We start from the raw sequence: 20320 nt of genomic DNA on the forward strand, positions 1-20320 counted from the left end.
TTCTGCTTTGTTGATGAATTTCATTATACATGCACAAAAAAAGTTCTCGAAATCGAGAACTTTTTTAAATCACATGGCGTTCAAAGGCATCATCAGAAATCCCTTGGCTGAGAATAAGTTTGGCCCATTCTTTGGCTGAGAAGAGGCTGTGATCCTTGTAGTTTCCGCAGGATTCAATGGTTGTTCCAGGGACATCTTCCCAGCTAGTTGTTTCAGCAATTTCTTCCAGACAGGATTTGATGACCTGAGCAATCTGGTTAGAGCTGTGTTGGCCCCACATAATCATATGAAAACCAGTGCGGCAGCCAAAAGGCGAGCAGTCAATCATACCATCAATGCGCTTGCGAATCAGCATAGCCAGCAAATGCTCGATGGTATGCAGGCCAGCAGTTGGAATGGAATCTTCATTAGGCTGAACCAGACGGATATCAAAATTGGAAATGATGTCGCCTTTAGGGCCGGTTTCCTCTCCGATGAGGCGGACATAAGGCGCTTTGACGATGGTGTGATCCAGCTCAAAGCTTTCAACGATAACTTCTTTAGACATGGTTTCTCCTTTACAATGTAGCGAGTGCGAGAAGGTTTTTCTAGTCATATCAAGCCATAGGTTTGTCTTATTAGTGAAGAAAAAGCCTGTCTCATATGCATCTTTTCTTCTCTGATTATAGCATAAAAATTTTTTATTTGGGAATAAAGTTTACATCTTAGGAAAATGAAAAAATTGAACAATCTTGCTTATGGTTTGAAAAAGTTTTGGTGCTCAGGTTTCTACAAACTTTGAAGATTTAGTCGGTAAAAATTGGACAAAAGCTTTCTTGATTTTCAAAAAATAGGTTTGTGAATTTTTTAGATTTGTGATAGAATAGTATGGAATTTTGAATTCAACAATTAAATAGATTTGGAGTAAAAACATGGACCTATTTCCTATAATTATGTCTGTTTTTGCTGCCATCATTGGTTTAGTGATTGGATATGTAAGTGTCTCGGCTAAGATGAAATCATCTAAAGAAGCTGCAGAGCTTACTCTTTTAAATGCTGAACAAGAAGCAACCAATTTACGCGGACAGGCTGAACGCGAAGCTGATTTGATTGTCAAAGAAGCCAAGCGGGAAACAAGTTCGCTTAAAAAAGAAGCACTTTTGGAGGCAAAAGAAGAAGCCAGAAAATATCGTGAACAAGTTGATGCAGAATTTAAGTCTGAACGTCAAGAGTTAAAACAAATCGAAAGCCGCTTGACAGAGCGTGCTTCTACCCTTGACCGCAAAGACGATAATTTAAGCAACAAAGAAAAGGCTTTGGAGCAAAAAGAACAAAGTCTCTCAGATAAATCTAAACACATTGATGCGCGTGAAGAACAAGTAGCGGAACTTGAAAAGCAGAAGGCGGCAGAGCTGGAGCGAGTTGCTTCGCTATCGCAGACAGAAGCGCGTGATATTATTTTGACGCAGACCGAGGACAAGCTTTCTAAAGAGATTGCGACTAGGATTCGGGATGCGGAGCAAGATATCAAAGAGCGATCTGACAAGGTTGCGAAGAATATCTTGGTCCAAGCCATGCAGCGTATTGCCGGTGATTATGTCGCTGAGCAAACCAACTCAACGGTGCATCTGCCAGATGACAGTATGAAGGGCCGGATTATTGGCCGGGAAGGTCGCAATATTCGGACTTTTGAAAGTCTGACTGGTATTGATGTCATCATTGATGATACGCCTGAAGTGGTCACTCTATCAGGTTTTGATCCGATTCGCCGCGAAATTGCTCGTATGACCATGGAAGCACTCTTGAAAGATGGTCGCATTCATCCAGCCCGCATCGAGGAGTTGGTTGAGAAGAACCGTCTGGAAATTGACAATCGCATCCGTGAGTACGGGGAAGCCGCAGCTTATGAAATTGGAGCTCCTAACCTGCATCCTGATCTGATGAAAATCATGGGGCGCTTGCAGTTCCGTACTTCTTATGGTCAGAACGTCCTGCGGCATTCTATTGAGGTTGCCAAGCTTTCCGGCATCATCGCTGCTGAGCTGGGTGAAAATGCCAATTTAGCTCGCCGTGCTGGGTTCCTCCATGATATTGGCAAGTCTATTGACCGTGAGGTTGAAGGCAGCCACGTGGAAATCGGGACAGAACTGGCTCGTAAGTACAAGGAGCATCCAATCGTTGTTAATACGATTGCCAGCCACCACGGGGATGTGGAAGCAGAAAGTGTCATTGCCGTTATCGTAGCTGCAGCAGACGCTCTCAGTGCCGCTCGGCCAGGTGCCCGCAGTGAATCTCTGGAAAGCTATATCAAGCGTCTCCAAGATTTGGAAGAAATCGCTAATAGCTTCAAGGGTGTCAAGAACAGCTTTGCTTTACAAGCCGGCCGGGAAATCCGGATTATGGTTCAGCCGGACAAGATTAAGGATGACAAGATTACGATTTTGGCTCACGATGTTCGTGAAAAAATCGAAAACAACTTGGAATATCCAGGCAATATCAAGGTAACGGTTATTCGTGAGATGCGTGCCGTCGACTACGCAAAATAAAGAAGAAATGCAGTCTGGTAACAGATTGCTTTTTTCTTAAATTATCTGCTGGTCTATTTTGTTTTCCGTATGATTGCTTGCTTATTTTTTCTATTTTCTCAAAACTCTAGACACATACATTTCTTCCTATCCTCTTGAAATATTAGCCTAATTTTGTTACACTAGATAGAAAGACTGTGAAGGAGACATGATGACGGAACGAGGCTTACTAATCGTCTTTTCTGGCCCCTCTGGTGTAGGAAAAGGGACTGTTAGACGAGAAATTTTTGAAAGCACTGATAACCAATTCCAGTACTCGGTATCCATGACGACTCGTCCTCAGCGTCCAGGTGAAGTGGATGGAGTTGACTATTTCTTCCGTACTCGCGAGGAGTTTGAAGAGCTGATTCGTCAGGGACAGATGCTGGAGTATGCAGAGTATGTAGGAAACTACTACGGGACGCCTCTGACTTATGTCAATGAAACGCTGGATAAAGGTATTGATGTCTTCCTAGAGATTGAGGTTCAGGGAGCTTTGCAAGTCAAGAAAAAAGTTCCAGATGCCGTCTTTATTTTTTTGACTCCTCCAGACTTAGAAGAACTCAAAGACCGCTTGGTCGGGCGTGGGACAGACAGTGCTGAGATTATCGCCCAGCGCATTGAAAAGGCCAAAGAAGAAATTGCCCTTATGCGCGAGTATGATTATGCCATTGTCAATGATCAGGTGCCGCTGGCTGCCGACCGTGTCAAGCGCGTGATTGAAGCAGAGCATTTCCGAGTAGACCGTGTTATCGGCCGTTATCAGGACATGCTTCCAAAAAATGAAACGATTATTCGATAGAAAGTTAGAAATTAGGTAGAAAATTATGATGTTAAAACCGTCTATTGACACTTTGCTGGACAAGGTTCCGTCAAAATATTCCTTGGTTATTTTAGAAGCTAAGCGCGCTCATGAGCTTGAAGCTGGAGCTCCCGCTACGCAGGAATTCAAGTCTGTCAAATCCACTCTTCGTGCTTTGGAAGAAATTGAATCTGGCAATGTCGTTATCCATCCAGATCCAGAAGGCAAGCGCGAGGCAGTTCGCCGTCGGGCAGAAGAAGAGCGCCTGCGTAAAGAAGAAGAAGAACGCAAGATTAAAGAGCAAATCGCTAAAGAAAAAGAAGAAGGTGAGAAGATTTAAGGTTGGGGATGCTCAATCTTATTTTTTCTGTAATGACGTTTAGGAAAGCGGGGTGAGAATGTGAAGCTAGCAAAGATTATTGTGGATGTTCCTCTGATGCAGACGGACAAGCCCTATAGTTATGCTATTCCAGAAGAGTTTGCAGGGATGCTGGCAGCTGGCATGCGAGTCCATGTCCCTTTTGGGCAGGGAAATCGCCTGATTCAGGGAATTGTGGTTGGCTTTGATGAGACAGGAGACCAAGATGAGCTGAAGGAGATTGCGGAAGTCCTTGATTTCAGTCCCGTACTGAATCAGGAACAGCTCTGGCTGGCGGATGAGCTGCGCAAGTCAGTCTTTTCCTATAAGATTAGCCTTTTAAAGGCCATGCTGCCTAGTCTTCTCAACTCCAGCTATGATAAACTACTCTATCCGACGGAGCTGCTGAATGATGAGGAGCGCTCAGCTATATTTGGTCAGGAGGACAGTCTTCGCTTTTCTGATTTGGACAAGAAAAGCCAGGCTAAGCTGATGCGACTGACTCAAACGTGCCGTATTCGACTGGAGTATCAGGCGACGGACAAGAAGCATATTAAGACTGAGAAATGGTATCGGGTCAATCATGCCGCTCTGCAAAATCATGACCTTCCCCGACAAGCCAAGAAAAAACAAGAATTAAAAGAAGTGCTGCTCAGCCAGCAGGACAGTCGGCTCTTGGCTGATTTGCGAGAAAACTTTTCGCGCGATGTTATCAATTACTTTATCAAAGAAAACCTAATTAGCATTGAAGATAGAGAAGTTAGCCGTTCTGCTGCTTATTTCCAAAAGGAGCGTCAGCAGCAAAGTCTGACCTTAAACGATGAACAAGCCGCAGCGGTTGCGGCAATCACTCAGAAAATTGGTCAGAGTCATTCTCAGCCAGTCCTCTTAGAAGGGGTCACAGGCAGTGGGAAGACCGAAGTTTACCTACAGGTCATCGCAGAGGCACTGGACCAAGGCAAGACCGCTATCATGCTGGTTCCAGAGATTTCTCTGACTCCGCAGGTAACCGATCGCTTTATTTCTAGGTTTGGCGACCAAGTTGCAATTTTGCATTCAGGTCTGTCTGACGGTGAGAAATATGATGAATGGCGCAAGGTGGAGCGAGGAGCTGCCCAGGTTGTTGTCGGCGCGCGTTCAGCTATTTTTGCTCCCTTGACAAATATTGGAGCCATCATCATTGATGAAGAGCATGAATCTTCCTACAAGCAGGATTCTAATCCTCGCTATCATGCCAGAGAGGTGGCTCTCCTGCGAGCTCAGTACAATCAAGCTGTCTTAGTGCTGGGTTCGGCGACTCCGAGTTTGGAGAGCCGTGCCCGAGCAAGTCGTGGTGTCTATGATTTTCAGCTGCTCAGCAAGCGTGCAAATCCGCTGGCGCAGATTCCTCAAGTGGAAGTGGTGGATTTTAGAGATTATATCGGCCAGCATGAGGCCAGTAATTTCACCCCGGTCCTGCTAGAGGCTATTCAAGATCGTCTGGATAAGGGAGAGCAAACGGTTCTTATGCTTAATAGGCGGGGGTATTCCAGCTTTGTCATGTGTCGGGAATGTGGGACAGTTGATAGCTGTCCCAACTGTGATATTTCTCTAACCCTGCATATGGACACTAAGACCATGAACTGCCACTACTGTGGCTTTACTAAGAATATTCCTCAGTCTTGTCCTAACTGTGCCAGCCGCAGCATTCGCTATTATGGTACTGGGACACAGAAAGCTTATGATGAGTTGGTTCAGCTCTTTCCACAGGCTCGCATTCTGAGGATGGATGTAGATACGACCCGTAAGAAAGGCAGCCATGAAGCCATTTTAGAAAGCTTTGGTCAGGGTCAGGCAGATATTCTCTTAGGCACCCAGATGATTGCCAAGGGATTGGATTTTCCAAACGTGACGCTAGTTGGTGTACTCAATGCGGATACTGCTCTTAATCTACCGGACTTTCGCTCTTCAGAGCGAACCTTCCAGCTGCTGACTCAGGTGGCTGGCCGTGCTGGTCGGGCTGAAAAGGCTGGTCAGGTCTTTATCCAGTCCTACAATCCTCATCATTATGCCATTGAATTTGCCAAGCAGCAGGATTATGAAGGCTTTTATGCTTATGAAATGGGAATCCGCCGGCAGCTAGGCTATCCGCCTTATTACTATACAGTCGGTCTAACCCTGTCCCACAAGGACGAAGAGACAGCAGTGCGAAAAGCCTATGAGGTTATGGATATTCTGCGGAGCGGTCTGTCAGAAAAAGTGCAAATCCTGGGTCCAACGCCGAAGCCCATTGCCCGTACCCACAATCTCTATCATTATCAGATTTTGCTCAAATATCGCTTTGAAGACAAGCTGCAGGCGACGCTAAATCAAGTCTTGGACTGGACACAGAATCGGGACAATAAAGTTTTACGCCTGACAATTGATAATGAACCACAAAATTTTATGTAAAGCTTTTTAGCCGAGATTAAGGTTGTTGTAGGCGACTTCTGATATAATAAGGGAAGGAACAAAGAAGGAATCAATAGTTGAAAATGATGAAAATAATATTTATGGGAACGCCCGACTTCTCAGCGACTGTCCTAAAAGGACTGCTGTCCAGCAGTCAATACGAAGTATTAGCAGTAGTGACGCAGCCGGACCGGGCCGTCGGCCGAAAAAGAGAGATACGTATGACTCCAGTAAAAGAATTGGCCTTGGAATACAAGCTACCGGTTTATCAACCGGAAAAGCTGGCTCAAAGCTCGGGTTTAGAGGAGTTGATGAACTTAGAAGCAGATGGTATTGTCACAGCTGCATTTGGACAGTTTTTGCCTAGCCGCTTGCTAGACAGTGTTGACTTTGCGGTGAATGTTCATGCCTCTTTGTTGCCTAAATACCGAGGTGGGGCTCCCATTCACTACGCTCTGATCAATGGAGATGAGCAAGCGGGTGTTACGATTATGGAAATGGTCAAGGAAATGGATGCTGGAGACATGATAGCCAGCAAGGCGACGCCGATTGAAGAGACTGACAATGTCGGAACTCTCTTTGAAAAATTGGCGCTTATCGGTCGAGACCTGTTATTGGATGTTCTGCCAGCTTATAGGGAAGGGAAGATTATCCCTCAGCCGCAAGATCCTAGTCAGGTCACTTTCTCTCCGAATATCAGCCCAGAAGAAGAGAGGATAGACTGGAGCAAAACAAACCGCCAAATTTTCAATCAAATTCGCGGCATGTATCCTTGGCCGGTAGCTCATACCTTGCTGCAAGGGCAACGCTTTAAGATTTACGAAGCAGATATGGCGTCTGGCGACGGTCAGCCTGGACAGATATTGTCTATTAGTAAAAAAGAGCTGGTGGTCGCAGCTGGTCAGGGAGCTCTCTCGCTGAAGACGGTTCAGCCTGCTGGTAAGCCCAAGATGGCTATCGTTGATTTTTTGAATGGACTGGGCCGCAGCCTGTCCACAGGAGATACTTTTGGAAAGTAAGCAAAAAACGGCCCGGTGTCAGGCCTTGGAAATTTTGGAAGAAGTTTTTGAAGAAGGAGCCTATTCCAATATCGCCTTAAATCGAGCTCTGAGTCAAAGTCCGCTGAGTCAAGCAGATAAAGGTCTGGTAACAGAGCTGGTTTACGGCACAGTTGCTCGGAAAATCACTCTGGAGTGGTATTTATCCCATCTGATTGAGGATAGGGATAAATTAGATAACTGGCTCTACATTCTGCTTATGCTCAGTCTGTACCAGATGCTCTATCTGGATAAAATCCCTCAGCATGCAGCTGTTCATGAGGCTGTTGAGATTGCGAAAATACGTAAACGAGGCAGCGAAAAATTTGCCAATGCCTTGTTACGTAGGATTGAGCGTGAGGGTGTGGCTGATTTTGAAACAATCAAGCGCAAAAACAAGCGCTATTCGATCCAGTATTCTCTGCCGGTCTGGCTGGTCAAAGACCTGATAGAAGAGTTTGGCGAAGAAAGAGCTCTAGCTATCTTTGCCAGTCTCTTTGTTCGTAGTAAGGCCAGCATTCGCGTGACGGATATGTCGCGCAAGGCAGAGCTTCGCCAGCTTTTAGGGGCTGAGAACTCGCTTTTATCTCCGTCAGCCTTGGTTAAAAGACAGGGGCATTTTGCTGGGCATCAGCTCTTTGAAAGCGGAGCGATTACGATTCAAGATGAGTCTAGTCAGCTTGTGGCTCCGACTCTGGCCATCGAAGGGGAGGAGCAGATTCTGGATGCCTGCAGTGCACCGGGCGGCAAGACTGTCCACATGGCTTCCTATCTGACGAGCGGCCACATTACAGCCTTGGACCTCTACGATCATAAGTTAGAGCTCGTAAAAGAAAATGCGGAACGGCTGGGCCTGGCTGATAAAATCACCACTAAAAAGCTAGACGCGACCAAGGTGTTTGAGACATTTGGCCCAGATGCTTTCGATAAAATCCTGGTGGACGCTCCTTGCTCTGGTATTGGCTTAATTCGCCGCAAACCGGATATAAAATATAATAAAGAAAATGCAGATTTTGAGAATTTACAAAAAATTCAGCTGGATATACTAGACAGCGTTTGTCAAAGTCTACGTAAAGGTGGTATAATAGCTTATAGTACTTGCACGATTATGGCCAAAGAGAATTTTGAGGTTGTTGAGAAATTTCTGGCCAGTCATCCGAACTTTGAGCAAGTCTTATTAGACCATGAAAGAAAAGATATCGTCAAAGACGGCTGTATCTTAATTACGCCGGAATTATATGAAAGCGACGGATTTTTTATCAGTCAATTTAGGAAGATATCGGAATAAGAGGAGGAAACTGACAGTATGGAAATTTCATTATTAACAGATGTTGGTCAAAAGCGTACAAATAACCAAGATTATGCTAATCTTTTTGTGAATCGGGCTGGCAAGACCCTGATCATCTTGGCAGATGGTATGGGCGGTCACAGAGCTGGAAACATTGCCAGTGAAATGGCTGTGACAGACTTAGGAGCTGCCTGGGTTGATACACAGATTGATTCGGTGAATCAGGTGCGTGAATGGTTTGCGGAGCACTTGGAAGAGGAAAATCAGCGCATTCATCAATTTGGTCAAGATGAAGAATACAAGGGCATGGGCACGACTTTGGAAGCCTTGGCTATCATTGATAATCAAGCCATCTATGCCCATATCGGCGATTCTCGCATCGGCCTGATTCGCGGTGATGAATACCGTCAGCTAACTAATGATCACTCACTTGTTAATGCTTTGTTGAAAGCTGGACAGATTACTCCAGAAGAAGCAGAGCGTCATCCGCAGAAGAATATCATTACCCAGTCTATTGGTCAAAAAGACGAAGTGCAGCCTGATTATGGCATGATTACCTTGGAAGATGGTGACTACCTCCTGCTTAACAGTGACGGTCTGACCAATATGATTTCAGACAGTGAAATTTGTGACATTGTCACCAGCGATATCAGCCTGTCTGAAAAAACACAAACCTTAATTCGCTTTGCCAACAATGCTGGAGGGCTGGATAACATCACAGTTGCTCTGGTTCGCTTTGACAAGGAGGATAAGGCATGATTCAAATCGGCAAAATCTTTGCCGGGCGATATAAAATCATCAAGCAGATTGGCCGAGGAGGCATGGCAGATGTCTATCTGGCCAAGGACTTGATTTTGGATGGTGAGGAAGTTGCGGTAAAGGTTCTTAGGACCAATTACCAGACAGATCCTATCGCTGTCGCGCGTTTCCAGCGGGAAGCTAAGGCGATGGCTGACTTGGACCATCCGCACATCGTTCGGATTACTGATATTGGGGAAGAAGATGGCCAGCAGTATCTGGCTATGGAATACGTGGCAGGTCTTGACCTCAAGCGCTATATCAAAGAGAATTCTCCGATTTCAAATGAAGAAGCAGTCAGAATCATGGGACAAATCTTGCTGGCGATGCGCTTGGCGCATACACGCGGTATTGTCCATCGTGACCTGAAACCACAAAATGTCCTCTTAACCCCAGATGGCAATGCCAAGGTAACAGACTTTGGGATTGCGGTTGCCTTTGCAGAGACTAGTCTGACTCAGACTAATTCTATGCTGGGCTCGGTTCATTATCTATCGCCTGAGCAGGCACGTGGCTCTAAAGCAACTGTTCAGAGTGATATTTATGCGATGGGGATTATTTTTTATGAGATGCTGACTGGTCATATCCCTTATGATGGGGATAGCGCCGTTACGATTGCTCTTCAGCATTTCCAAAAGCCGCTGCCATCCATCATTTCTGAAAATCCTAATGTGCCTCAAGCTTTAGAAAATGTGGTCATTAAGGCAACAGCCAAAAAACTGACGGATCGTTATCAGTCAGTTGCAGAGATGTATGTTGACTTGTCCAGCAGCTTATCTTATGAGCGTCGTAATGAAAAGAAATTGGTCTTTGATGATGTTGCGAAAGCAGACACCAAGACCTTGCCAAAAATCTCACCTGTACCGCAGCCAGCAGTTCCACCTGTTAAGCCAACACCGCCTAAAGCGGAAGCGACTGAAGTTAAGGAAGAGACAGCTGATGCGGTTAAGAAAGTTCCAAAGAAACGTCGTTTGAGAACGCGTTACAAAGTACTTTTCTTTGCAGTCCTATTGGTTTTGGCTGCCTTTGTTGTCCTTCTTTATAATAGCCCATCCAATACCAGCGTGCCAGATGTTTCTGGTCAGACTGTAGCAGAGGCTCGCTCCGCTATTGAAGCTAAGAAGCTGGTTGTCGGAGACGAAAAGGAAGAATACAGCGACAATGTCGAATCTGGCAAAGTCATTAAAACCGATCCACAGGCCAACAGTCAGCGCCGCGAAGGCAGCAAGATTGACCTGATTATCTCCAAGGGCCCCAAGACCTTTGTAATGGAAGATTATGTTGGACAAGCAAAATCAGCCGCAGTTGAAAATCTGAAAACAAACTATAATGTTTCTGAGAAATTGATTGAGATTGTTGAGGAAGAATCGGACGAGTACGAGCCAGGTCAGGTGATTCGTCAGTCTCCGGCAGCTGGTTCGACCTATGATTTGACTTCCAATCATCAGATTGTGCTGACAGTGGCCAAAGAAGTGACTAGTGTGTCCATGCCTGACTTTGGCAGCATGCAGTACACCTACGCTAATGCACGGTCTTACTTGATCCAAATGGGAATTTCTTCTTCCCGAATTGAGCGAGTTGTTGACCGCTCAGTCACTTCGACTCAGGCAGACTTGGTAACTTCCCAGTCACCAGCAGCAGGTCAGACAATTGACCTCAAATCTAATGAAAAAATCACTCTTTATGTGACAGAAGCAACGACACCATCGTCATCTAGCTCGTCATCTTCATCGTCTAGTAGCAGCTCAAAGAGCAGCTCATCGTCTGAAGATAGCGGACATGGAACTAGTTCCAGCTCATCTGATGGTTGATTAATAAACCATCCATTTTAAGTTTTTCAGCTTAAAACGGATGGTTTTTTCTTTTTTGCTGGACAAATTTCCCCATTTCATGCCTTGGACGGAGGATTTTTGGTCTAATTTTGTTAAAATAGGAAGGTAGAGAAAGGAAAAGGCTATGTGGAAGGTTCAATTATTTGTCTTTGTTGAAACAGTCTTACTATCCATGGCATTGGTGACCATGTTGGCAGCTGATTTTTCACGTGTTGTCATTATCTTGGTCCTTTTTTTGCTGCTGCTCTATTATTACTTCGGCAAGCAAAAAGGGAATTTTCTGCTGGTCGCTTCCATGATTATGCTGTTTTTCATTATTATGCTCAATCCCTATGTCATTGCTGCCCTTTTATTCGCGCTGGTTTATGGAATGATTGTGGCCTACCCTTATATCTATAAGGAAAATCAAGAAACCCATCTCGTTTACGAAGAAGATGTGGAAATTCAGAGTGAAAAGAATCGCTGGCTGGGGGACCTGCAGCATTTTTCTAAGGACAGCTGTCAATTCCACGACATCAATCTCTTGCGCATTGTTGGGAAAGACACCATTCATTTGGAAGATGTGATTTTAGTCAACCATGATAACGTCATTGTCATTCGAAAAGGTTTTGGTGATACCAAGATTATTGTGCCGCTGGATGTGGAAATTCAGCTGCAAATCAATACTCTTTACGGGGAGCTGAACTTTCTGCATCATCCATCTCGCAAACTGCGCAATGAAACCATTTCGCTGACGACACCAGACTACAAGCGGGCCAATAAGACAGTGAAGATTGTCCTCGTCAGCTTCTTAGGAAATGTGGAGGTTGTCAGAAAGTGAAGAAATCAAATTATTTTCTCATTCTCCTCTATACTTTCTTTGTCTTATTTATCATCTTCCATTATATTTTCAATATTTTTGATTTCACTTGGCAGGAGCTCTTTAATGATTTGGAGCTGTTGCAGTCATTTGTTTTCTTTGTTGTGATTATCGGTTTATCACTGACCATTCTGATTGTGATTGCGGCCCGCTTAATCCAATATCTATCGGTAGCCCATGTGCAAAAAAATCTTCGGCATTTGCTGGATGGACGGAGACTGGAGCCGACAGACCAACCCGAGTTGGATAGCTCTCTGCATCAGCTCGAGAGAAGGCTGCATCGTTTGACAGAGAATCTCCAAAAGTCTGAAAATCAAACCCTGCAGACAGAAGAAAAAATTATCGAAAAAGAACGGCGGCGGATTGCGCGTGACTTGCACGATACTGTCAGTCAGGAATTATTTGCAGCCAATATGATTCTTTCAGGAGTGGCTGGAAATGTAGAACGGCTTGATGGAGAAAAACTGCAAAAGCAGCTCAAGGGGATTGCCGATATTCTGGACACAGCCCAGAAGGATTTGCGGATTCTCCTGCTTCATTTGCGACCTACAGAGTTGGAAAATAAGACTCTGGTCGAAGGTATGGATGTGATTATCAAGGAGCTGACTGATAAAAGTGACATTGATGTTCACTTCAATCATCAGGTTGGGCATCTACCCAAACAGATGGAGGAGCATGTCTTCAGAATCATGCAGGAAATTATCAACAACACACTGCGGCACGCCCAAGCCAGTCGACTGGATATTTACCTCTATCAGGCGCCAAATGAGCTTAAAATCAAGGTATCTGATAATGGCGTCGGTTTTGATCCGCTGGCTCAGGATGAACTCAGCTACGGCCTGAAAAATATGGAAGACCGTGTGCGGGATATGGCGGGCACTTTTAAGCTTTTGACAGCCCCCAGAAAAGGTCTTTCTATTGAAATCACGATACCTTTACTAGAAGGAGAAAATCATGAAGATATTGTTAGTGGATGACCACCAAATGGTCAGATTGGGATTGAAAAGTTACCTGGAACTGCAAGATGATATAGCTGAAGTATCTGAAGCAGTCAATGGCAAAGAAGGAGTTGAGCAGGCTTTGGCAGAACATCCGGATGTGATTATCATGGATATTGTCATGCCTGAGATGAATGGTATCGAAGCGACACTGGCCATTTTAAAAGAATGGCCGGAAGCAAAAATTCTGATTTTGACTTCTTATTTGGATAATGAAAAAATTTATCCTGTTCTGGATGCAGGCGCTCATGGATACATGCTCAAGACTTCCAGCGCTGAAGAAATTCTTCGTGCCGTCAAAAAAGTGGCCAAGGGAGAATTTGCCATTGAAACAGAGGTCAGCAAGAAAGTGGAGTACCATCGTAACCATATCGAGCTCCATGAGGATTTGACAGCTCGTGAGCGTGATATTTTAGGGCTTTTGGCCAAGGGTTATGAAAATCAACGGATTGCAGATGAGCTCTTCATTTCCCTCAAAACGGTCAAGACTCATGTATCCAATATCCTGTCCAAATTGGAGGTGAGCGACCGCACTCAGGCAGTTGTTTATGCTTTTCAGCACCATCTTGTCCCACAAGAAGACTTTTAATGGTATAATAGAAAAGATTAAGATTGGACAAGGGGAGATATGGACGCGAAATTAAAATATAAGGCAAAAAAGATAAAAATTGTCTTTTTCGATATAGATGATACCCTGCGAATCAAGGATACAGGTTTTATCCCAGAATCTATCCAGACAGTTTTCAAGCAGTTGAAGGACAAAGGGATTTTGACGGGTATTGCTTCTGGTCGAGGAATGTTTGGTGTCGTGCCGGAACTGAGAGCTTTGCAGCCAGACTTTTTCGTTACACTGAACGGAGCCTATGTCGAAGACAGCAAAGGGAAGGTGATCTCTCAGACGGTTATCCCGTCCGATAGAGTGACTTCCTATATTAATTGGGCTCAGGAGGAGGGGATTGACTATGGTCTGGTCGGCAGCCATGGAGCATCCTTGTCAAATCGACATTCTCTAATTTCAGAGGCCATTGATGTGGTTTATCCAGATTTGCTTGTTGATCCAGACTTTCATTTAGACAAGGATATTTATCAGCTTTGGACCTTTGAAGATAGAGGAGATAGCCTGCAGCTGCCAGAGGCGTTAGCGGAGCATCTGCGTTTGGTTCGCTGGCATCCTCATTCGTCAGATGTCGTGCCGACAGAAGGTTCCAAGGCAGCCGGAGTTTCCAAGGTTGTCGAGCATCTGGGCTTGAAACCTGAAAATGTCATGGTTTTTGGCGACGGGCTCAATGATCTGGAATTGTTTGACTATGCCGGAATTGGCATTGCCATGGGTGTTTCCCATGAAGAACTGCGAAAAAGAGCAGATTATATTACAAAAACAGTAGAAGAAGACGGTATTTTTGCCGCTTTAGAGGAGTTAGGTATGGTAGAAAAAGAATTACATTTTCCACAAGTAGAACTTGCAGCAGCAGAAGGTCCAAAAGCGACTATCAAGACTAATCATGGGGACATGAAAGTTCAGCTGTTTCCAGAACAGGCACCAAAAACAGTAGCCAACTTTATCGCCCTTGCTAAAGATGGTTATTATGACGGTGTGATTTTCCACCGCATTATTCAGGACTTTATGATTCAGGGTGGCGATCCTACTGGTACCGGTATGGGCGGTCAGTCTATCTATGGTGAGAAATTTGAAGATGAGTTTTCACCTGAGCTTTACAATATTCGTGGGGCTCTTTCCATGGCAAATGCTGGGCCAAATACTAACGGCAGTCAATTTTTCATTGTTCAAAATAAAAATCTTCCTTATTCAGCTAAGGAATTGAGCCGCGGCGGCTGGCCTGAAGCTATCGCTGAAGTCTATGCCAGTCAGGGAGGAACACCGCATTTGGATCGGCGCCACACTGTCTTTGGTCAGCTGGCTGATGAAGCGTCCTACCAAGTTTTGGACAAGATTGCAGCTGTTGAGACGGGGGCTATGGATAAGCCGGTGGAAGATGTTGTGATTGAGACAATTGAGGTAGAAGACTGATGAAAATCGGTGATAAATTAAAAGGCAAAATCACAGGGATTCAGCCTTATGGAGCTTTTGTTGAGCTGGAAAATGGTACGATTGGTCTGATTCATATCTCAGAAATTCGTCCGGGTTATATTGAAAATATCCATGATAGTGTAAAGATTGGCCAGCAGGTATTAGTACAGGTTGTGGACTATGATGAATTTTCTGGGAAGTCCAGTCTGTCCATGCGGACCCTGGAAGAAGAAAAGCACCGCCTCCCTAGACGCCACCGCTTTTCAAACGACCGCTGTAAAATTGGTTTTGAGCCTTTAGGCAGACAGCTGCCTATCTGGATCAAAGAGGCAAAAAAATTCTTAAAAGAAGAAAAAGTTTAAAAAATATCCTGTTCCATAAGAGAACAGGATATTTTGCTTAGATAGAATTGCCATTCAAATCATAGCCGATTGCTAAGTTGAAATGGACATGTTTTCAAAAAATACTAAGCATCAAATTCGTAGAGAGCGGTAGACAGGTAACGTTCGCCGTTATCAGGAGCCAGAGCAAGGACTTTCTTGCCAGCTCCTAGTTTTTTCGCTACTTCAATAGCTGCGAAAATAGCAGCAGCAGATGAAATCCCCACTAAGAAGCCTTCCTGACCGCCAATATAGCGTCCGAATTCCAGTGCTTGATCAGAAGTTACGCGGACAATACCGTTGTAGGCTGCTGTATCCAAGGTCTCTGGAATGAATCCGGCAGAAAGCCCTTGGATTTTGTGAGGACCTGGCTTCTCACCAGAAAGGATAGCAGATTCGTCTGCTTCAACTGCGTAGATTTGGATGTCCGGATTAACTTTTTTGAGAGCGTGAGATACACCGGAAATAGTTCCGCCAGTTCCGACACCGCCAACAAAAGCGTCCAGTCCAGTTTCACCGAAAGCAGCAATAATTTCTGCTCCTGTTGTTCGTTCGTGAACCTCTGGATTGGCCGGATTATTAAATTGTAGTGGCAGCCAGCCATTACGTTCTTGCGCAATTTCTTGTGCTTTTGCAATGGCACCTTTCATTCCTTCGCTACCCGGAGTCAAGACCAACTCAGCACCATAAGCTTGGATAATCTTGCGGCGTTCCACACTCATGGTTTCTGGCATAACAATGACGACCTTGTAGCCTTTAGCTGCTCCAACCCATGAAAGGCCAATACCGGTATTTCCGCTGGTTGCTTCAACGATGGTATCGCCAGGCTTAATAAGGCCATCGCGCTCAGCCGCCTCAATCATGCTGAGGGCAATCCGGTCTTTGACAGAAGAGCCAGGATTGAAAGCCTCTAACTTCACATAAACCTCAGCAGCTCCTTCTGGAACCAAGTTGTTCAATTTGACGATGGGAGTTTGCCCAATTAGTTCTGTAATATTTTGATAAATACGTGACATAGAATACATACCTCAATATAATTTAATAGAATTAGTATAAAATGAAATAAGAGCTTTGTAAAATATAAAAAAGCTATGAGAGCCATAGCTTTTCTTTATGTCAAAGTGTCAAGGGGACTTCTACTTGGCGCAGTCCTTGATCTATCATTTCTAATTTGCCTTTAAAAAACTCAGTTAGCTTATCTTTGAGCAGTTCTCTTTCACCTTTATCAACAAAAAGAAGGGTGGAGACGGTATCTGTAAATTCAGTATCGTATTCAGCAAGATTTTCTGTCTTCAAAAAATTAGTAAAATCCTGATATTGGCTGTAAGACAGTCTTAGGCGCAGGCCAGCTTGTTCTTTTATCTCAACCAGTCCAATCTCCTTAATAGCTAAAGCAACACTGCCGGCATAAGCTCGAATCAGACCGCCGGCTCCTAGCTTAATACCGCCAAAATAGCGAGTAACCACCACGCAAAGATTGGTCAAATTGTGCTTTTCTAGTACTCCCAGCATAGGAACCCCGGCTGTTCCGCTGGGCTCACCATCATCGCTAGTTCGCTTTATATCACTCTTTTCCCCAATGATAAAAGCAGAGCAGTTATGAGTGGCCTTGTAATGTTCTTTTTTTATAGCAGTGATAAAAGCGCGAGCCTCTTCCTCGGAGTAAACTCGTTTTACATGGCAGATAAAGCGGGATTTTTTAATTTCCTCTTGAACCATGCCATCTTCTTTAATTGTCTTAAATTCCATAACTATATTTTACAAGAAAATATGAATTTTGCCAAAAAATTACGAATAAATAAGTATGTTAGAGTTGCAAGATTGTTTAGGACGTATATTTACAGAGAGTCAGTTAGAGTCTAGCTTGCGAGCACAAGCAAAAGAAATTCCCAGTATCCGAGAAGAAAAAGGCAAGCTCCACTGCGGACGCTGCAACAGCTTGATTGAACGAGAAAATCAGCTACCTGTTGGAGCTTATTATTGTAGAGAATGCTTAATATTGGGCCGGGTACGGAGTGACCAAAAACTTTACTATTTTCCTCAAGAGGATTTTCCTAAAAAACAGGTGCTTAAATGGCAGGGGCAACTGACAGAGTTTCAGGGGAAGGTCTCCAAAGGCTTACTGGATGCGCTAGAGAAAAGACAGAATACGTTAGTGCATGCTGTTACTGGCGCTGGAAAAACAGAAATGATTTACCAAGTGATTGCAAGAGTTATTGATAGAGGAGGGTCTGTTTGCTTGGCCAGTCCGCGGATTGATGTTTGTTTAGAACTTTATCGGCGCCTAAAAGAAGACTTTTCTTGTGAAATAGCCCTTCTGCATGGGGAGTCAGAAGCTTATTTTCGCAGCCCCTTGGTAATTGCGACCACCCACCAGCTCTTAAAATTTTATCGGGCTTTTGATTTGTTGATTGTTGACGAGGTAGATGCTTTTCCTTATGTGGATAATCCCATGCTGTATCACGCTGTAGAGCGTTCTGTGAAAGAGAATGCTACAACTATTTTTCTGACAGCCACTTCCACAGATGAACTGGATAAAAGAGTTCAAAAAGGTGAGCTGAAACGCCTGAGTCTTCCCAGAAGATTTCATGGTAATCCCTTGACTATCCCTCAGAAAGTTTGGTTATCTGACTTTCAAAAATATCTTCAGAAGAAGAAAATAACACCTAAGCTTTTAAAATATATAGAAAAACAGAGGCAGACTCAATTTCCTCTCTTGATATTTGTTGCAGAAATTCAAAGAGGAGAGGATTTTGCTCAGGCTTTGCAGATTGCTCTGCCGGATGAAAAGCTGGCTTTTGTCGCCTCCACAACAGAAAATCGTCTGGAGATTGTCGAGCAGTTTCGTCGCAAGGAGATCACTATTTTGGTGACAACGACTATCTTAGAGCGTGGGGTAACCTTTCCTGGTGTAGATGTTTTTGTCTTGGAAGCCAATCATCGCCTGTTCAGTCGTAGTGCTCTGGTTCAGATTTCAGGCCGAGTTGGCCGTAGTATGGATAGACCGACTGGACAGTTGCTATTTTTTCATGATGGGACTACCCTTGCTATGGAAAAGGCAATTCGGGAAATGAGAGATATGAATAAGGAGGCGGGATTATGACAGAGTGTCTTTTATGTAAGGAGCAAATTAAGGAGAAAGGCAGTTTTTTACGGCTTTTTCTATTAAAAGAAGAAGGACCAAGCTGCTGCTCCACTTGTTATCAAAATTTTGAACGCATATCTGAAGAGCATTGCCCACGCTGTTTTCGAAACGGACAATCAGACTTATGTACAGATTGCAAAAAATGGGAGAAAGAGGGGAATCAAGTCCAGCATCAGTCACTATTTACCTATAATGATGCAATGAAGGATTATTTCAGTCAATACAAGTTTCAGGGAGACTATGCATTGCGTTTTGTATTTGCAAAAGCAATTAAAAAAGCAGTCAAAATGTTTAGAGAGCATACCATTGTTCCGATTCCAGTTAGTATCGAAAAATTTCAAGTAAGAGGATTTAATCAAGTACAGGGGTTTTTAGATGCTGCAAACTTGTCATATAGAAATATCTTAGAGAAAAAAGACACCCTAGCACAGTCGAGCAAGACACGTGAGGAGCGTCTGCTGACGCAGCAGGCTTTTAAAATTAAGAATGGGGTTGATTTACCAGATAAAATTTTGCTGGTTGATGATATCTATACGACTGGAAAAACTTTGCAATTAGCCAAGCAAATCTTGCTGGAAGCAGGAGTGAAAGAAATTTTGACATTTTCAATCGCAAGATAAGAAAAAATTTGCAAAAAAGGAATGAAAGCGTTATAATGATATTATAAATAAAACATTTATGTTTAGAAAGAAGGTACTTATATGCTTAAATATAGTATCCGTGGTGAAAACCTAGAAGTAACAGATGCTCTCCGTGACTACGTAGTTTCTAAACTTGAGAAGATTGAGAAGTATTTCCAAGCAGAGCAAGAACTTGATGCGCGTGTGAACCTCAAGGTTTACCGTGAAAAAACTGCGAAAGTGGAAGTAACAATTCCGCTAGGCTCCATCACTCTTCGTGCAGAAGATATCTCTCAGGACATGTATGGATCAATTGATTTGGTCACAGATAAGATTGAGCGCCAAATCCGCAAAAATAAGACCAAGATTGAAAGAAAGAATCGCAATAAGGTTGCTACAAGCCAGCTTTTCACAGATTCCTTTGCTGAAGAAGCAGAAGAAGTCCCATCAAAAGTTGTCCGTTCAAAACACATAGATTTGAAGCCGATGGACTTGGAAGAAGCGATTCTGCAGATGGATTTATTGGGCCATGATTTCTTCATATATTCCGATGCTGAGGACAGCAGCACAAATGTTATATATCGTCGCGAGGATGGAGATATTGGCCTTTTAGAGGTTAAATAAAGTAAGAAAAGAGGGTTGAGAGCAGTTTTCTCAACCTTTTTAGATTATAGAAAGTCATACACTCAGGTGACATAAACCAGCTTCCTGCTCACAAAGAAATTAACTTTATACTCAGAACTGAAAAATAAACTTTTAAAAAAACGAAAAAAGATTGAAAAAGGTATTGACAGGGTGAGGGTATAGGTGATATACTAATATAGTTGTCGCGAAAGACAAAGCCCTTTGAAAACTGAACAAGACGAACCAAGTGCAGGGTGACATAGAGATATGTAACCTGTCAAAAAACGAAAATAAATCTGTCAGTGGACAGTAATGAGTGCGAACTCAAACTTTTTAATGAGAGTTTGATCCTGGCTCAGGACGAACGCTGGCGGCGTGCCTAATACATGCAAGTAGAACGCTGAAGAGAGGAGCTTGCTCTTCTTGGATGAGTTGCGAACGGGTGAGTAACGCGTAGGTAACCTGCCTGGTAGCGGGGGATAACTATTGGAAACGATAGCTAATACCGCATAAAATTGATTATTGCATGATAATTAATTGAAAGATGCAATTGCATCACTACCAGATGGACCTGCGT

19 protein-coding genes and 1 rRNA gene are annotated in these 20320 nt (G+C 43.9%); 17 read left to right on the plus strand and 3 right to left on the minus strand.

All coding sequences use genetic code 11. The features are described 5' to 3' along the window. Window positions 1–64: 64 nt before the first annotated feature. Window positions 65–547: an S-ribosylhomocysteine lyase gene (locus K4I03_RS05180; protein WP_002901276.1), complete on the minus strand. Its 483-nt coding sequence runs from the start codon at window positions 545–547 to the stop codon at window positions 65–67. Window positions 548–911: 364 nt separating this feature from the next. On the opposite strand from K4I03_RS05180, the gene K4I03_RS05185 reads away from it, so the two are divergent. From K4I03_RS05185 to K4I03_RS05245, 13 genes are all read left to right on the plus strand, one after another. Then, window positions 912–2525 carry a ribonuclease Y gene (locus K4I03_RS05185; protein ID WP_002911302.1) on the plus strand — a complete coding sequence of 538 codons (1614 nt, stop codon included), beginning with the start codon at window positions 912–914 and terminating at the stop codon, window positions 2523–2525. Between the two features lie 187 nt (window positions 2526–2712). Further along, window positions 2713–3345 (plus strand): guanylate kinase, encoded by a 633-nt coding sequence (gene gmk, locus K4I03_RS05190; RefSeq protein WP_002893505.1) that lies wholly within the window; start codon window positions 2713–2715, stop codon window positions 3343–3345. A 25-nt stretch (window positions 3346–3370) separates the two neighbouring features. Further along, a complete protein-coding gene (gene rpoZ / locus K4I03_RS05195) occupies window positions 3371–3685 on the plus strand; it encodes a DNA-directed RNA polymerase subunit omega (protein WP_002893503.1) in 315 nt (104 codons plus the stop codon). 60 nt (window positions 3686–3745) lie between these two features. Then, complete coding sequence (locus K4I03_RS05200; protein WP_227963939.1) at window positions 3746–6133, plus strand: primosomal protein N'; 2388 nt, start codon at window positions 3746–3748, stop codon at window positions 6131–6133. An 83-nt stretch (window positions 6134–6216) separates the two neighbouring features. Then, the gene (gene fmt, locus K4I03_RS05205) at window positions 6217–7152 is read left to right on the plus strand and encodes a methionyl-tRNA formyltransferase (RefSeq protein WP_227963940.1); all 936 of its coding nucleotides are present in this window, start codon (window positions 6217–6219) and stop codon (window positions 7150–7152) included. Then, entirely contained in the window at window positions 7142–8458 is a 1317-nt protein-coding gene (gene rsmB, locus K4I03_RS05210; RefSeq protein WP_227963941.1) for a 16S rRNA (cytosine(967)-C(5))-methyltransferase RsmB, read from the plus strand. The genes fmt and rsmB overlap by 11 nt, the downstream gene beginning before the upstream one ends. A gap of 18 nt (window positions 8459–8476) precedes the next feature. Then, window positions 8477–9217, plus strand: a complete 741-nt coding sequence (locus tag K4I03_RS05215) for a Stp1/IreP family PP2C-type Ser/Thr phosphatase (protein ID WP_002903268.1) — start codon at window positions 8477–8479, stop codon at window positions 9215–9217. Then, the gene (pknB, locus tag K4I03_RS05220; protein ID WP_227963942.1) at window positions 9214–11067 is read left to right on the plus strand and encodes a Stk1 family PASTA domain-containing Ser/Thr kinase; all 1854 of its coding nucleotides are present in this window, start codon (window positions 9214–9216) and stop codon (window positions 11065–11067) included. Before K4I03_RS05215 ends, pknB begins: the two co-directional genes overlap by 4 nt. A gap of 145 nt (window positions 11068–11212) precedes the next feature. Continuing rightward, on the plus strand, window positions 11213–11908 hold the full coding sequence (gene liaF, locus K4I03_RS05225) for a cell wall-active antibiotics response protein LiaF (protein WP_002893496.1): 696 nt from the start codon (window positions 11213–11215) through the stop codon (window positions 11906–11908). After that, the gene (locus K4I03_RS05230; protein WP_125402748.1) at window positions 11905–12924 is read left to right on the plus strand and encodes an envelope stress sensor histidine kinase LiaS; all 1020 of its coding nucleotides are present in this window, start codon (window positions 11905–11907) and stop codon (window positions 12922–12924) included. The genes liaF and K4I03_RS05230 overlap by 4 nt, the downstream gene beginning before the upstream one ends. After that, the gene (locus tag K4I03_RS05235; RefSeq protein ID WP_111675396.1) at window positions 12902–13534 is read left to right on the plus strand and encodes a response regulator transcription factor; all 633 of its coding nucleotides are present in this window, start codon (window positions 12902–12904) and stop codon (window positions 13532–13534) included. The genes K4I03_RS05230 and K4I03_RS05235 overlap by 23 nt, the downstream gene beginning before the upstream one ends. A gap of 39 nt (window positions 13535–13573) precedes the next feature. Next, complete coding sequence (locus K4I03_RS05240) at window positions 13574–14974, plus strand: bifunctional Cof-type HAD-IIB family hydrolase/peptidylprolyl isomerase (protein ID WP_227963943.1); 1401 nt, start codon at window positions 13574–13576, stop codon at window positions 14972–14974. After that, window positions 14974–15336, plus strand: coding sequence for a S1 RNA-binding domain-containing protein (locus K4I03_RS05245; protein WP_002901252.1), 363 nt, complete (start codon window positions 14974–14976; stop codon window positions 15334–15336). Before K4I03_RS05240 ends, K4I03_RS05245 begins: the two co-directional genes overlap by 1 nt. Window positions 15337–15440: 104 nt before the next feature. Here K4I03_RS05245 and cysK read toward each other — a convergent pair whose 3' ends face one another. Both cysK and K4I03_RS05255 read right to left on the minus strand, forming a co-directional pair. Continuing rightward, entirely contained in the window at window positions 15441–16370 is a 930-nt protein-coding gene (gene cysK / locus K4I03_RS05250) for a cysteine synthase A (RefSeq protein ID WP_049553164.1), read from the minus strand. 100 nt (window positions 16371–16470) lie between these two features. Then, window positions 16471–17103 (minus strand): YigZ family protein, encoded by a 633-nt coding sequence (locus tag K4I03_RS05255; RefSeq protein ID WP_002903261.1) that lies wholly within the window; start codon window positions 17101–17103, stop codon window positions 16471–16473. Window positions 17104–17158: 55 nt separating this feature from the next. On the opposite strand from K4I03_RS05255, the gene K4I03_RS05260 reads away from it, so the two are divergent. The 4 genes from K4I03_RS05260 to K4I03_RS05275 all read left to right on the plus strand — a co-directional run. Then, complete coding sequence (locus tag K4I03_RS05260; protein WP_227963944.1) at window positions 17159–18457, plus strand: DEAD/DEAH box helicase; 1299 nt, start codon at window positions 17159–17161, stop codon at window positions 18455–18457. Continuing rightward, on the plus strand, window positions 18454–19119 hold the full coding sequence (locus tag K4I03_RS05265) for a ComF family protein (RefSeq protein ID WP_227963945.1): 666 nt from the start codon (window positions 18454–18456) through the stop codon (window positions 19117–19119). Before K4I03_RS05260 ends, K4I03_RS05265 begins: the two co-directional genes overlap by 4 nt. Before the next feature lie 81 nt (window positions 19120–19200). Further along, entirely contained in the window at window positions 19201–19743 is a 543-nt protein-coding gene (gene hpf, locus K4I03_RS05270; protein ID WP_002903257.1) for a ribosome hibernation-promoting factor, HPF/YfiA family, read from the plus strand. 332 nt (window positions 19744–20075) lie between these two features. After that, window positions 20076–20320: ribosomal RNA gene (locus tag K4I03_RS05275) — 16S ribosomal RNA — on the plus strand; the annotation flags it as partial.

Source organism: Streptococcus sanguinis (assembly GCF_020729725.1).
GTDB classification, from domain to species: domain Bacteria; phylum Bacillota; class Bacilli; order Lactobacillales; family Streptococcaceae; genus Streptococcus; species Streptococcus sanguinis_V.